This window comes from Sporolactobacillus sp. CQH2019, assembly GCF_028765345.1.
Classification (GTDB): Bacteria; Bacillota; Bacilli; order Bacillales; family Sporolactobacillaceae; genus Sporolactobacillus.
In genome coordinates this window covers 531482-545021 of record NZ_JARAJZ010000001.1, presented here as the reverse complement: position 1 = coordinate 545021, position 13540 = coordinate 531482, and the positions used below count along the sequence as shown (strand labels likewise).

Sequence of the window (13540 nt, the reverse complement as noted above, 5' to 3'; positions counted from 1 at the left end):
CCGAAATTCAAATTGAACCCGGCTGAAGTCAACACGACTAGAAATTCCTCCATTTTATATTCTTCCATCTCTTTATTTTATTCCTATCATTTTATTTTGATCGATTTGATGCACAGTCCGGTACTGTTGCGCATCAACATTCGCTCTCGGTAAAGGACTTGTTTGTTCAGTGATCAATTTTTTTGCAAACAAAAATTTATGTTGAAAAATGCTGTTTCTATAAACGAAAAGGGTTCGATCAGGCTTTTGTTAGTGACGGCAAATGAGTCAATCTGCTTCCGCCCAGACGTTCTTTGCGGTATCGACGACCAGCTTTAACTTGGCCCACTGCTGTGCTTCGGTTAATTGATTTCCCTCTTCAGTCGAGGCAAAACCGCATTGTGTCGACAGACAGAGATTGTCCAGCGGGACATATTTTGTTGCTTCCTTAATACGCTTTTTCAGCAGCGCCTCAGATTCAAGTTCCGGAAATTTTGAAGTGACGAGGCCCAGCACTATTTTCTTGCCCGATTTCCCGGCAAAAATTTCCCTGAGCGGTGAAAAGTCTCCGGAACGTTCATTATCGTATTCCAGAAAGTAACCGTCGACATGAAGCCGGGACAGATATTCTGCCACAGGACCGTAACCGCCCGAGAACAAGAAGGTCGAGCGGAAGTTGCCGCGGCAGATATGGGTGGTAATCGTCAGATCTTCCGGCCGGCCTTTCAGCGCCTCGTTGATCACGGTCACGGCGTCCTCTGACAATTGTTCATATTTCGCTTTCTCACCAGCATCTTTCGCACGGATGATCTGGTTGATCAGAAAAGCCCAGGTTGTGTCGTCAAGCTGTAAATAACGACAGCCCAAATCGTAAAAATGGCGGATTGTCTCCCGGTATGCGGCTGCCAGATCGTTCAGAAAGTCTGCGCGGGAATGATAAAAATTGACTGCCTCATCATCGCGATGATCGCGGAAATAGAGCGTCGGGCTGGGGATTGTCTGCTTTGCGAGGATTCCTTCCGGAACGATGCTTTTCAGAAAGCTGAAGGCGGCAAAAAACGGGTGATCGGGATTATATGAAACTTTGTCGATAAAACGGACATTGGTGTCGCGTGTTTTAGCGCCTTTAAACTTGTAGCTTTTGTTCTGTGAGTACGTCTCGACGCCGTTCAGTCCGGCAAGAAAATCCAGATGCCACCAGCTGCGGCGAAATTCGCCGTCCGTAACGGCTTTCAGTCCCAGATCGATTTGCCTGTTCACGATGTTTCTAATCTCTTCATTTTCTGTTTCGGTCAATGCTGCCCGATCAATCTCTCCTGACGCAAATTTTTCCCGTGCGGATTTTAATGCCGCCGGTCTTAGCAGGCTTCCTACCTGGTCGAATCTGAAAGGTGCTTTTTTGGCTGTGATAACGGTCATTTCTTTTCCCCCTAAAAGTGTTTTTCTATGAATGAAACATAGTTGCCAAGTTGATGATTTTTTCCACTGGCCGCTGCGGATCGGCGCCCGTGGCTCCGGATCCGAAAAAAAGCGGTTCGCTGCCGATTACCGGCTTTTCGGCGGATTTGGCAGGAAGCGATCAGGCGCGTCGGGGCCGTTGCGAAGGATCGCAGCGGCATCCGGCCGTCCCTACGCGCGGCTGCCCGCTTCTCCTGCTGTCCTGAAGGACCCGCGTCAGGTTTCGAAAAAACCGGCGCAGGCTCTGTACAAGCAGCACCCGCCTGAAAGTCCGCTGCCTGTACTACTGAATAAGCGCCATTTTGCCTGATTGCAAAATAAAAAGCCTTCTCCGGGAAGAAGAAGGCTGTATGCTCAGGTCTCTTCTTATCCCTCAGCCGCTTGGCTGCAGCTGCTGGGATTAGCACCTTGTCGCTTATATTACGACGGTTGCTGAAGTGTCATCGGGCCAGTCCCTCGACTTCTCTTGATAAGAAAATAAATGATCCATTTATTCGGTTGTTTATGAGTGTACGACAAACGGACGTTTTTTTCAAGCTTTTTTTTGAAGATTTAAAACATCCGATCTTACTTAATCGAGAAGCGCTGCAATTAAATGGCGTGGAGCCTTCCTCATTTCTCCTGCAGCCTGATATTTTTTCGGATGTTTATCAGAATATAGAATTAATCCGGCTTTCTATTTTGAAACGGATCGGCCCATGGCGATCCGTTTTTGGGATGACGGCAAATCTATATTATTACGATTATCGGCAAGGTTGGATCATCCGGGCAGGGGACTGGTCTTGGCCGGCGGTGAATCTTCAGGACCCCGATCGCGAAAGAAAATGGGTTTTTCAGAATCGTATTTTATCTCCTCGGCTGACTTTCTCAAAAATTTTAAATATGGCCTTCTGGCTTTGCTTTTTTATAGATTGCCGACTTTTTTCAGCATGGAAACGGCAAGATTAGCAAAAAATTTTGCGCTCGGGAGAATGGCTTTTTCATCAATGATCAGATCCGGATGATGGAGTCCGGAATTTCCGGACACGCCCATAAAGAAGAAGACGCCGGGGATTTTCCGGCGGTATTCGGCAAAGTCTTCACCGGCAAACGACGGGTCCGGTGTAATCACCTTCAATCCGGAAGCTTCTGCGATCGGGCGCGACCAGCCGGCGAGCTTCTCGTCGTTGACTGTAGCCGGTTCGATTCGTCTGTAATGGAGCGTGCCTTTCGCACCGAGACCGGAAGCGATGTTCTTAATTATATGTTCCATTTTCAGCGGAATCCGATCGCGGACAGGATCTTCGAATGTGCGGACGGTACCTTCAAACTGAGCGGCCGGCGGAACGACATTCCATGTTTTCCCCGCTTCAAGCCGGGTCACACTGATTACAACGCTGCTGAGCGGCGAGAGATTGCGGGAGACAATCGTCTGCAGTGCCGTGATGATGTGCGAAGCAACGACAATCGGGTCAATGCCATTCTGCGGTGCCGCAGCATGTGTGCCGACGCCTTCAATATCGACAGTGAAGCGGTCGACGGCTGCCATCAATGGACCGCCCTTTATACCGATTGTTCCGGTCGGCAGATCGGGCATGTCATGCATGCCAAAGACCGCCCGGGCGTCGTCCAGTACACCGGAGTCGACCACCTGCCGGCCGCCGCCGCCGTTTTCTTCCGCCGGCTGGAAAATGATCTTCACCGTACCTTCAAGATCCGCTTTATGTTCATTCAGCAGCAGTGCCGCACCAAGAATGGAGGCGGTGTGGAAATCGTGGCCGCATGCATGCATCTTGCCAGGAACCTTCGATGCAAACGGAAGACCGGTTGTCTCCTGAACCGGCAGAGCATCAATATCGGCACGCAGGCCGATGACCGGTCCCGGCTTATTGCCGCGGATGACGGCCAATACGCCGGTTTTCAGCGGGAGATCAAGCAGTTCAATCCCGGCATCGGTGAGCCATCTTTTCAGCTTTTTCGTTGTTTCATATTCCTCAAAAGAAAGTTCCGGATACTCGTGCAGTTCGCGCCGGTATGCAATAAGTTTTTGTCCGAGATCGGTATTTGAATAAGTTTGTGGCAAAACATACTCTCCTCCTGTGCGATATTAGTTGTTTCAGTCGGCTCTAAAAGGTATCCTTACATTAAATTGCCGTTCAAGAGTCAGCGGAAAACGGGACATATCAACTTAATGTCACGTCCGCCGATACGACATTTACTACTGATTCTGTTGTTCTTTTTTAAAGGCTGCCTTGACATCCGCTATAGAACGTGTGACGGGTACAAAGTTACCCTTATAACGTTTGGCGATATAGTCGGCGACGGCTTTGGAGTGATAGACCTCGTTCAATATTTGCAGCGCTTTTTTCTTTGATTTTGCTTTAGTTTCAGTCGTGGCGATCACATTGACATATTTGGTCTCTTGCTGATTTTCATGATAAAGAGATTGTTTCAGCGTGTAGCCCGCATTCAGGGCCGTCTGATTGATAATAGCAGCTATAGTCACGTCATCCAGCGATCTTGGCAGCATGGCACTTTCGGCTGTAATAATTTGATAGTGATGGGGGTTCGATGTGATATCCTGTACCAGAGGCGGGCGCTTTAAGTTGGTTTTAAGTTTGATTAAACCCGCATTTCCCAGCAAAATCAGAGAACGCGATAAGTTGGTACTGTCATTTGGAATCGCAATTTTATCCCCGTTTTTAAGTTCCTTTAAACTTTTAACTTTTTTTGAATAAAGACCAAGCGGAGCAATGATTGTTGTTCCTACCGGAATGATATTGGCATGATGGATCTGATTCCAGCTTGTTAAAAAAGCGATGTGCTGAAAAGAGTTGGCATCCACGTCGCCGTTTAAAAGCATGGAATTTAAATCGGCCTGGCCTGTAAGCAATTTGATCTGAAGTGTCACGCCTTTATGAGCGGCTTGTTTCTTGATGAATTGCCAGAGATCGGCCTGTGCCGGAGTCGTTCCGATGACTAAGGTCTGATTTGCCGCGCCGATGCTGTTACTTGAAGAACCTGAGGCTCTGCCGCATGCGGCCAGCAGTAAGAGTGACAATACGGTGATTATGATCGTCGCTTTTTTTAACATTTTTAGACTCCTATCATGACGGTTGATTTTATTTTTATGGCGACTTCTTGCTGTCGCCGGCAGCATCGGATTTTTGGCTGTCAGGAGAGTTTGGATGTCGATCCTTTTTTGGCAGCATTACCCGACCGGTACAAGCGATCAGAATGAGCACAAAAAGTCGGGCTTTGAATCCGGACAAGACACCGCAGCCCGGATTCGATCAGGCATTAAGATTATTGGACCTTCTGCTGCCTTCTCAATGTATAGCGGTTTTCTGCAAAGGGAAGTCCAAGATTTTCCCGTAATGTAGTCCCTTCGTACTCCGTCCGGAACAGTCCCCGCTTCTGAAGAATCGGTATGACTTGTTCAATAAAATCGTTTAGATCGTCCGGTAATACAGGGGGAATCAGGACGAATCCGTCAGCCGCTCTTTCTGTAAACCACTTTTCAATCGTATCGGCGATTTTCCCGGCGGTTCCCACAAAACTTTGGTCACTGGCTACATTGCTGACCCGTTCGTACAGTTCACCGACGGTCGGATCTTCTTCCCTGATGATCCTTTGGATCGTCTCAAAATCGCTTTGAATACTGTCGACGGTTTTCCAGGCAACTTCAGATGCCTTTGTCTCCAGCGAGTACTGCGTTAAATCAACATTGCCGACGTAGCCCGACAAAAATTTAAGTGCCTGTTTCTGAATCGTGTAGCGGTTGAGCTTCTTTATTTTTTCGTCCGCCTCTTCCTGAGTGCGTCCGATAATCGGCGAGATGCCCTCCAGTATCAGCAGATCACTTTCTTTTCTCCCAAAATCAGCAAGCTGTGACTTTAATGAATGATAGAATTTCTGTGCTTCTTCGAAGGACTTTTTGTGAGAGAATACAGCTTCTGCCACGCGTGCAGCAAGTTTCTGACCGGGTTTTGATGAACCTGCCTGGAAAATAACCGGATGGCCCTGCGGCGATCTGGCGATATTAAGCGGACCCTTGACTTGAAAATATTTTCCCCGGTAGTTGAGATCATGCACTTTCGATTGATCATAAAACTTGCCCGTCTCTTTATTGCGAATAAACGCATCGTCCTCCCATGAATCCCAGAGTCCCTCTGCAACATCGATAAATTCCTCGGCTATTTTATAGCGATCGTCGTGTCTGACATTGTGCTCACGGCTGAAATTGAGTGCCGTTTTCCCGGTCGCATCGGCGGTTGTTACCAAATTCCATCCGGCCCGCCCGCCGCTGATAATATCCACGGAGGCGAACTGACGGGCTAAATTGAAAGGTTGATTGTAAGTAGTTGAGGCCGTGGCGACGACTCCGATTTTTTTCGTTGCCTGAGCAATTGCCGTAATCAGTACAACCGGGTCGAAGCGGTTGAGAATCTGTGAATGAGATGTGTCGTCGATAGCAAGGCTGTCAGCGATAAATACTGTATCGATTTTTGCCCGTTCAGCAAGCTGAGCGATTTTCTGATAAAAGCCGATATCGATACTTGCGTTGGCCTGAGCCTGAGGCAAACGCCAGGAGCTAAGATGCATCCCTGTACCGACGACATAAAGTGCGAATTTAATCTTTCGCTGCTGTTCACCCATTTCATTCAGCCTCCTTGATTTCCGTTTTCAGCTTTCCCCGTATGTGCGCCAATTCCCTGATCATGTCAAGACGGCGCTGATGGTCCGCGACCGGCAGATGAAAGACGAAACCGTTGATCGGCAGGTCGCGGCAAATCTGAGCCAACCGTTCGGCTACCTGAATGCCTGTGCCGTAAATGATATTTTGATTGGCTGCGATATCCAGTCTCACAGGTTCATCCAGTTCCTGAATATAAGCTCTTGCATCGTCTTCATGAGAAATGACTAATTGTTTGCCGCCTTTAAAGTGAAGAGTCATAATTTTCACTTTTTCCGCTAATTCTTTTGCTCTTTGTTCCGTTTCAGCGATAATCACAGCCGGTGAATAGAGTACCTGATGTGCCGGATCGCAGCCTTTTTTATAGGCACGAATGACTTTTGCCGCCAGTTCTTTCTGATTATCGAAAAAGCTGGCAAATGCGTAATTAAGACGCTGCCGAACGGCTGTTCCGACGCTGGTTTCACTTGATCCGAGCAGGAACACCGGCAGTCGATTATCTGCCTGAGGGCAGGTGTGGATCTGCGGACCCGGCCGGCTGCTGCGCAGGTAGTGCAGCAGCTCGGCCAGCTGTCTTTCAAACGGCATCTGCTCCGCCTTGAATTTTTGCTGTAAAGCCTGTGTGAAAGGCGGAAGTCCGCCGGGGGACCTTCCAATTCCCAGTTCAATCCGGCCCGGCCCAAGCCCCGCAAGAACATGAAATACTTCGGCGATCTTATAAGGACTGTAGTGCTGCAGGAGAATGCCTCCTGAACCTACTTTGATTTTCTGCGTGCTCGCCAGCAGATAAGCAATCAATACTTCCGGTGCTTTCCCGGCCGTATAACGCGAGCCGTGGTGCTCAGAGACCCAGATGCGGTCAAAACCAAGCTTATCGGCCAGCTGTGCCAGCTCGACCGTGTGCTTTAATGCTTTCTCACTGCCGCCGGCTGTAATCGGGCTCTGGTCGAGCAGCCCGAATGATAACGCCATGTTTCCTTCACCTTCTTTGAAATTGAGCTGCAAGGAATTCTTGCAATCGCACCGGATCTGCTCAGTATGTGCCGGGTATTGGTCGTGATGATTTCCAGTGCCCTTTATGATTTTTCAATGCCTTCTGACGCGGCGGGCACAGAAATTACCGATGGATTGAATAAGCTGAACGAAGATAATGAGAATCACAACCGTTACAACCATGACAAATGTGTCAAATTGCTGATAACCGAACGTGATTGCTAAATCGCCGATTCCGCCGCCGCCGACAGCTCCTGCCATGGCCGTAGCCCCGATCAATCCGATCGTCGCTGTCGTAAAAGAGAGGATCAGCGAACCGAAAGCCTCCGGCAGAAGAAAATGCCGGATAACCTGAAAGGGGGCGGCCCCCATAGCATTTGCTGCTTCCAGAATTCCTTCATTCACCTCTAATAAAGAATTTTCAACTAATCGGGCGATATAAGGAGAAATAAATACGATCAAAGGGACGATGGCTGCCGGCGTTCCGATTGATGTATGTACAATAAAACGCGTAAACGGAATAATGGCAACAAGCAAAATAATAAAAGGCAGGGAACGAATGACGTTAATGACCGGATTCAGTATGCCGAATATCCATTTATTCTCTATGACGCCGCCCGGCCGGGTAATGACCAACAGGATACCAAGCGGCAGGCCGATCAATATGCCTAAGAGCAGTGAGACTGAAACCATGGTCAGCGTTTCTTCCAGTGCCTGGACAAATTGGCTGAAAGTAACCGTTGTTTGAATCATTGGCTGACCTCCTTTACTGTGGTTCCTTGTTCTGCTAAGAATGCGGCGGCTGCATCAACTTCTGAATCATTGCCATTGACCATGATGATCATGTGCCCTATTGTTTTTCCTTGGACTTCAGACATATTTGCAGACACAATGTTGACAGTTATGTCAAATTGCCGGATCAGATCGTTAATCAGAGGCCGGGTTGCAGAATCACTGATAAATTCAATTTTAAATGTCCGTACATGACTGCCCGATATGAGCTGCCGGCGGATCGAATCAGACAGATCACTGTGAATAATGGAACCGACAAAATCACGGGTTGTTTTCTGCCTTGGATGCCTGAACAGTTCAAACACGGATCCTTGTTCAATAATCTGTCCCTTCTCCATGACCGCGACATGATTGCATATTTTTTGGATGACACCCATTTCATGAGTAATCAGTAAAATAGTGATCTGATATTTTGTATTGATATTTTTCAGCAATTCAAGGATTTGTTCCGTCGTTTTCGGATCAAGTGCGCTTGTCGCTTCGTCACAGAGCAGAATTGAGGGATTAAGGGCTAACGCCCGGGCAATGCCGACCCGCTGTTTCTGCCCTCCGGAAAGCTCATCCGGATAGCTTCCGGCTTTATCGGCCAGTCCGACGAAATCAAGCAGTTTTACAACTCTTTCACGGATTTCTTTTCTGCTTCTTCGTTCAAGGACAAGCGGAATGCCGACATTGTTAAAAACGGTTTTGGATTCCAGCAGATTGAAGTGCTGAAAAATCATGCCGATCTTTCTTTTGAATTTTCTCAAGTCGCGGTGATTGAAGGCAGATACATCCGTTCCGTCAACGATGACTTTTCCGGATGTCGGGCGTTCGAGTGCGTTCACCATGCGGATCAGAGTGCTTTTCCCCGCACCGCTGTAGCCGATGACGCCGAAGATATCACCGTCGCTGACCTCAAGACTGATATCTTTCAATGCCTGGTTTTTGACACCGCTTCTTTCGAAGATTTTCGAAACATGCTGAATTTGGATCATCGTATTATCCTCCGGATCGATCGTATGGGTGGGTCATACGAATGCTGCTTTTTTAGCTAAACATACTGATTTTTTTTCAATGCTTTTTCTAAATCATCCACTTCAATACTTATAACCGCTTCGTACGCATGCGGCCGATCTATGCCGATTTCGGTCACGGGGACATGCCTTATTCCGTATTTGGTCTCCAGTACGTCACGCAGCTCGTCGTGGTCCGTGACGTCGACAGTCGAATAATTTAAATGATGTTCCTTTAAATATTTTTTTACCCTTTGACAATACGGACAGGCTTGTTTACTCCAGACAACAATAGATTTCTGATAAGTCATTTCACCGCTCCTTATGTTTTTATTGCATGACCCTCAATTTATATAAAACATATCGTATTACTGTGATATAAATCATAGCTCATTCAGGCCCGAATAGCTAATTAAAAAAATTATCGATTCAATTTAATAAATTTATATAAGCTGCAGCAATCAGTTTCATAATCAATCGAAAACATCGTATGATGAAGAAAAAGAAAATAGAGGGGTGGGGCAGATATGGAGATCAGGTGGATACGAACCTTTCATTTAGTAGCTAAATACGGAAGCTTTCAAAGTGCGGCAGCATTATTAAACTACTCGCAGCCTACGATTACCTTTCGAATAAAGCAGCTGGAAAAAGAACTGGGTACCCGGTTACTAAAACGTGATAAAAGCAGCAAATCAATTGAATTGACAAAAGCAGGAGCATTATTCTTCGAATACTCTGAAAAGCTTCTTCGTGATTATCAGGCATTTAGTGATGAAGTAGAACTGATAAAGTCGGGACAGGCACCGAAGATTCGGATAGGGATTTCCGAGCCGACGGCCAGTTTGAAGTTCCCCCGAATATTGGCTGGATTCTTAAATCAATATCCGGATGAAGAAGTAGAAATTTATGTTGAGGATGCCAATGTTTGCAGTGAATTGATCGAAAAGAACAGTATTGATTTTGCCGTATGCGGGGAACCGGAGATTAAACTGGAAAACGATTATCGCCCTTTTTATTATGATCGGCTCGTTTTGCTTGTCAGCGAGAAAAACCCGCTCTCCGAAAAGTCTGAAGTGTCATTATCCGATTTAAAAGATCAGCGTTTTATTTTTACACCTGCGAATTGTCCGATCCGCATTCAAGTGGAGCAGCAATTGCAGAGAAAAATCGGCAATACTTATCGCCAAATCATGCTGAGCAGCAGTTCGGCACATAAATATTATGTGCAGCAGAACCTCGGCATCTCGATCTTCACCCAAACTGCTAATCTTTCTCCGATTAAAAAAACAAAAGTGATTCCAATCACTGATATGAACATTCATCCGGCCATCGGAATACTGACCAGCCGAAAACAGTCTGAGCTTTCGATTCACGCAAAAGCACTGATTAAAGAGATAAAGGACGGGTTTTTGCAGTCCGCTGCTGCCGATCGTAGAGAGAATGTCTTCAAGCAGGCCGGCAGATCCATCCTTTAGGATACCCGGCCGGCTGCCGTTATCGGACGCGGAGCGCCTTGAGCAGCGTGTGCTGAAAGAAAAGAATCAATCGATGAAAGCCGAAACGGGTAACCCTTATGACCGGCTGCGCCGGTTTATTCAATAGCGGACTTCGGCAAAAAACTCCTGAACCCGGAAGGACTATGACCCCGGGTTCAGGAGTTTTTTGAATGGGCCGATCATGAATTTGTCAGAATCCATCACTTTGTGAAGGGTTCAATTTTTAATTGTCAGCGTGTGAAGCGGGTTCTGTTCCAGAGCTGCTGCAAATTGCTGCAGTGCCGGATCGAGGCGGCCGGCAGCCTCACGGTCGAGTGAAAATGAAGTTTCGTTTTTTGAAATCTGGCGATCCAGCACGTATACGCCGTGAATGATCCGCTGAGCACCCAGCTCGGACAGAACCGGCTGCAGTGCATAGTTCAGGACGAGCACATGTGCCGGAGATCCGCCGATGGCCAGCGGCAGTACAACTTTGTCAGCCAGTGCATGCTGTGGCAGCAGATCCAGATAAGTTTTTAAAATTCCCGAGTAGGCGGCTTTGAACGTTGGTGTCACGACAATGACACCGTCGCTTTCGGCTACCAGACAATTAGCCGCGGTAATTTCCGGATCATGGCTGTTTGCCGCGATCAGTGCTGCGGGCGGCAGTTGGTGCACATGAATGACAGAGACATGAAACGCCGGTTTCAGCGTGTGCACGGCATAGTCGACAAGTCCGTTCAATCGTGACAATAAACCATAGGATCCGGAGATAACCGTTATCATTTTCATCCGGAAAGCCCTCCTTTCTTAATAAACGATTCATCTTCCTGTCACGCCGTTTCGGCGGGCGATCAAAACCCGTCTGTGCGGCATGCTTGTTTTGCCGCTTATGAATTCACAGCTGTCCCGTTTCCGGCCTGTTCCCTTTCCAGAGCGTTTCCCAGAAATTTTGCGACTTCCAGCATCCCGTACTTGCCGGCCTCGGCTTCGGCCTCGGAATTGTAATTCGTATTGGTGTTAATGTCGTACGTGTAGAGCGTGCCGTCTGAGTCGCGGATGAACTCGATGCCGGCGACGGCGATTTGCTGATCTTTTAGAAAGGCCTCATAACGTGCAATGATCGGCTCGTCAAAGTTTTCAATAATCCGGAACTTCGGCTTTACCTCAGCTTCGGTGCCGACCGGGCAGAAAGCGTCGTTAATCTGGCAGCTGTCCGCAGGGCACAGTTCGAAACCTTCCGATGTGTCGACACGTACCGCATAGATGAATTTTCCGCCGACGAACTCGGCCCGTGTGATAAAGGATTCAGGGGGGCGGATGTACTCCTGAATCAGTGTTATGCCGTCTATCGGTTCTTCGTATCGCTCGCTGTACAGATAGTCTTTCAGCGAATTGATCGATTTGAACAGCTGCACGCCGAGCCCTTTGCCCGCGCGGTTATGCTTCGTAATAAAGGGAACGGGGCCGAGACGATGAGCGGCTGCGAGGATGTTCTGTTTCCCGACCGCACCGATCGTTTTCGGCGTCAGGAAACCGTGCGCCTGCAGGGCAGTATACTGATTGATCTTGCTTACTTCCAGCCGCAGCGCGCGGCTCCCGTTGAAAACCGTGCGTCCGTGATGCTCCAGCCAGGCAAATACACCTTCGGCAAGTTCCGGAGCAAAGCGGTGCCCCCGGGTATGCGATGAAGCGCTCATCCGGCTGTAAAAGATACCTTCCGGCGGTTCGGCTGTCAGATCGACGAGACCTTCCGACAGGAACCAGGATTCATAGGGCAGATGCAGTTCGTCAAGCCGTGCGGTCAAATGTCTCGTCCAGTCGTCATTTTCATGAATAAGATAAATCTTTCCCATAGGTGGACCCTCCTGTTTGGCCGTTCTTTTTAATTTATCCGGATACAAAGCGGCACGCTGCGATTATGCCTGCGGCGACACACGATTTTCAGCCCTTTTCTTTTCGACAAGCGGTATCACTTGTTCGGAAAAACGCTGCATTTCTTCCAGCTGCGGAGAAAACTGGAGCAGCAGCAGTTCGATGCCGATCCGTTCATAAGCCAGAATACGGTCGGCGATCTGTTCCGCTGTTCCGATAAAATTCGGCCTCAGGCCGCGGTTGGACACCGAATAATCTTGCAGCTGGATTTTTCGTTCAAGCTGCGATTCGGTGACGAAATCTTTGAAACCGGCATAACCGGCCGCCTCCCTGACGTCGGTTATGCGGGCCAGTTCCGCCTCTGCCTCGGCTTCCGTATCCCGGCAGATGACGAAAGCCGCCATCCCGAAAGAAGAGAAGGGTTTTTGGTTCAGCTTGCGGCGGCGCTCTTTCATCTCGCTGATTTTTCCGGCAATTTCATCGACTGATCCGCCGTGCATCACATATGCATCGCAGCTCTCTGCAATCGTCTGCCTCCCTTTTTCACTTTCTCCGCCGGCATATAACGGGATGCCTGGCTGTTGAACCGGTTTCGGACTGAGATACGTATCCTTCATATGGTAATATTTTCCTGAAAAACTGAAGGGCGTGTCGCGCCACAGGCCTTTGATGATAGTGACGAATTCTTTTGTCCGGTCGTACCGTTCATCATGGGCCGTGAATTCAGCTCCGTATTGTCTGGCTTCTTCTTTCCACCAGGCGGAGACGACATTAAGCAAAAAACGTCCGTGGCTGAGCCGGTCAATAGTTGCCGCAGTTTTTGCGGTGAGTGCCGGATTGTGGAAAACCGGCCTGACGGCCACCATAATCTCCAGCTTGCTGGTAACGGCGGCCAGTGCCGCCGCTGTCGACCAGGCTTCCAATGACGGAGATGCAATACCCTTTATGTCGTTGAGATTCAGTTCCGGAATCAGAGTCGTACTGAATCCATTTTGCTCCGCCGTCTGTGCCACCTTTTTAACGTAGTCGAATGTGGCGGGCATCTGTTCGTCTTTGACATTCCGCAGCCATCCGCCGAAAACCGGTGCCCAAAAACCGTATTTAATCATGTTTACCCCTCCAGTCAATAGACAATGACTTTAATCACGCATACGTCCAAGCAATCCAGGCATGAAAGAGACGTAATATGTGACGAAACATACATCATTTCACTAAAATCCTAGCACTTTACTAGACTATTAGCAATCAGAAAAATCTGAGTTTGTATATATACAAAAAAATATTGGTCAATTGCGTTC

12 protein-coding genes and 1 riboswitch are annotated in these 13540 nt (G+C 48.2%); of the genes, 1 reads left to right on the top strand and 11 read right to left on the bottom strand.

Going from position 1 to position 13540, the window contains the following annotated elements; all coding sequences use genetic code 11:
- Nucleotides 1-267: 267 nt before the first annotated feature.
- The 8 genes from OYT88_RS02575 to OYT88_RS02540 form a co-directional block, all read right to left on the bottom strand.
- Nucleotides 268-1398 carry a vitamin B12 independent methionine synthase gene (locus OYT88_RS02575; protein ID WP_274397791.1) on the bottom strand — a complete coding sequence of 377 codons (1131 nt, stop codon included), beginning with the start codon at nt 1396-1398 and terminating at the stop codon, nt 268-270.
- 402 nt (nt 1399-1800) lie between these two features.
- Nucleotides 1801-1913, bottom strand: a riboswitch (SAM riboswitch).
- A 428-nt stretch (nt 1914-2341) separates the two neighbouring features.
- A complete protein-coding gene (locus OYT88_RS02570) occupies nt 2342-3499 on the bottom strand; it encodes an amidohydrolase (RefSeq protein ID WP_274397790.1) in 1158 nt (385 codons plus the stop codon).
- A 135-nt stretch (nt 3500-3634) separates the two neighbouring features.
- Nucleotides 3635-4510, bottom strand: coding sequence for a MetQ/NlpA family ABC transporter substrate-binding protein (locus OYT88_RS02565; protein WP_274397789.1), 876 nt, complete (start codon nt 4508-4510; stop codon nt 3635-3637).
- Nucleotides 4511-4722: 212 nt separating this feature from the next.
- A complete protein-coding gene (locus tag OYT88_RS02560) occupies nt 4723-6075 on the bottom strand; it encodes an LLM class flavin-dependent oxidoreductase (protein ID WP_274397788.1) in 1353 nt (450 codons plus the stop codon).
- Nucleotide 6076: 1 nt separating this feature from the next.
- A complete protein-coding gene (locus OYT88_RS02555) occupies nt 6077-7084 on the bottom strand; it encodes an MsnO8 family LLM class oxidoreductase (RefSeq protein ID WP_274397787.1) in 1008 nt (335 codons plus the stop codon).
- 114 nt (nt 7085-7198) lie between these two features.
- A complete protein-coding gene (locus OYT88_RS02550; RefSeq protein WP_274397786.1) occupies nt 7199-7858 on the bottom strand; it encodes a methionine ABC transporter permease in 660 nt (219 codons plus the stop codon).
- Nucleotides 7855-8874, bottom strand: a complete 1020-nt coding sequence (locus OYT88_RS02545) for a methionine ABC transporter ATP-binding protein (RefSeq protein WP_274397785.1) — start codon at nt 8872-8874, stop codon at nt 7855-7857. The genes OYT88_RS02550 and OYT88_RS02545 overlap by 4 nt, the downstream gene beginning before the upstream one ends.
- Before the next feature lie 56 nt (nt 8875-8930).
- Nucleotides 8931-9203 carry a glutaredoxin family protein gene (locus tag OYT88_RS02540; protein WP_274397784.1) on the bottom strand — a complete coding sequence of 91 codons (273 nt, stop codon included), beginning with the start codon at nt 9201-9203 and terminating at the stop codon, nt 8931-8933.
- Between the two features lie 216 nt (nt 9204-9419).
- Between OYT88_RS02540 and OYT88_RS02535 the strand changes: the two genes are divergently transcribed.
- A complete protein-coding gene (locus OYT88_RS02535) occupies nt 9420-10367 on the top strand; it encodes a LysR family transcriptional regulator (RefSeq protein ID WP_274397783.1) in 948 nt (315 codons plus the stop codon).
- Nucleotides 10368-10604: 237 nt separating this feature from the next.
- Here the strand turns inward: OYT88_RS02535 and ssuE are convergent, their stop codons facing one another.
- The 3 genes from ssuE to OYT88_RS02520 form a co-directional block, all read right to left on the bottom strand.
- Nucleotides 10605-11159, bottom strand: coding sequence for an NADPH-dependent FMN reductase (gene ssuE, locus OYT88_RS02530; RefSeq protein ID WP_274397782.1), 555 nt, complete (start codon nt 11157-11159; stop codon nt 10605-10607).
- 98 nt (nt 11160-11257) lie between these two features.
- A complete protein-coding gene (locus OYT88_RS02525) occupies nt 11258-12223 on the bottom strand; it encodes an ATP-grasp domain-containing protein (protein ID WP_274397781.1) in 966 nt (321 codons plus the stop codon).
- A gap of 63 nt (nt 12224-12286) precedes the next feature.
- A complete protein-coding gene (locus OYT88_RS02520; protein WP_274397885.1) occupies nt 12287-13348 on the bottom strand; it encodes an LLM class flavin-dependent oxidoreductase in 1062 nt (353 codons plus the stop codon).
- Nucleotides 13349-13540: the final 192 nt, after the last annotated feature.

Bases quoted from the DNA above. Each gene is read 5' to 3' on its own strand.
- OYT88_RS02575 (WP_274397791.1), bottom strand. From the start codon at position 1,398: ATGACCGTTATCACAGCCAAAAAAGCACCTTTCAGATTCGACCAGGTA.
- OYT88_RS02565 (WP_274397789.1), bottom strand. From the start codon at position 4,510: ATGTTAAAAAAAGCGACGATCATAATCACCGTATTGTCACTCTTACTG.
- OYT88_RS02560 (WP_274397788.1), bottom strand. From the start codon at position 6,075: ATGGGTGAACAGCAGCGAAAGATTAAATTCGCACTTTATGTCGTCGGT.
- OYT88_RS02555 (WP_274397787.1), bottom strand. From the start codon at position 7,084: ATGGCGTTATCATTCGGGCTGCTCGACCAGAGCCCGATTACAGCCGGC.
- OYT88_RS02550 (WP_274397786.1), bottom strand. From the start codon at position 7,858: ATGATTCAAACAACGGTTACTTTCAGCCAATTTGTCCAGGCACTGGAA.
- OYT88_RS02545 (WP_274397785.1), bottom strand. From the start codon at position 8,874: ATGATCCAAATTCAGCATGTTTCGAAAATCTTCGAAAGAAGCGGTGTC.
- OYT88_RS02540 (WP_274397784.1), bottom strand. From the start codon at position 9,203: ATGACTTATCAGAAATCTATTGTTGTCTGGAGTAAACAAGCCTGTCCG.
- OYT88_RS02535 (WP_274397783.1), top strand. From the start codon at position 9,420: ATGGAGATCAGGTGGATACGAACCTTTCATTTAGTAGCTAAATACGGA.
- ssuE (WP_274397782.1), bottom strand. From the start codon at position 11,159: ATGAAAATGATAACGGTTATCTCCGGATCCTATGGTTTATTGTCACGA.
- OYT88_RS02525 (WP_274397781.1), bottom strand. From the start codon at position 12,223: ATGGGAAAGATTTATCTTATTCATGAAAATGACGACTGGACGAGACAT.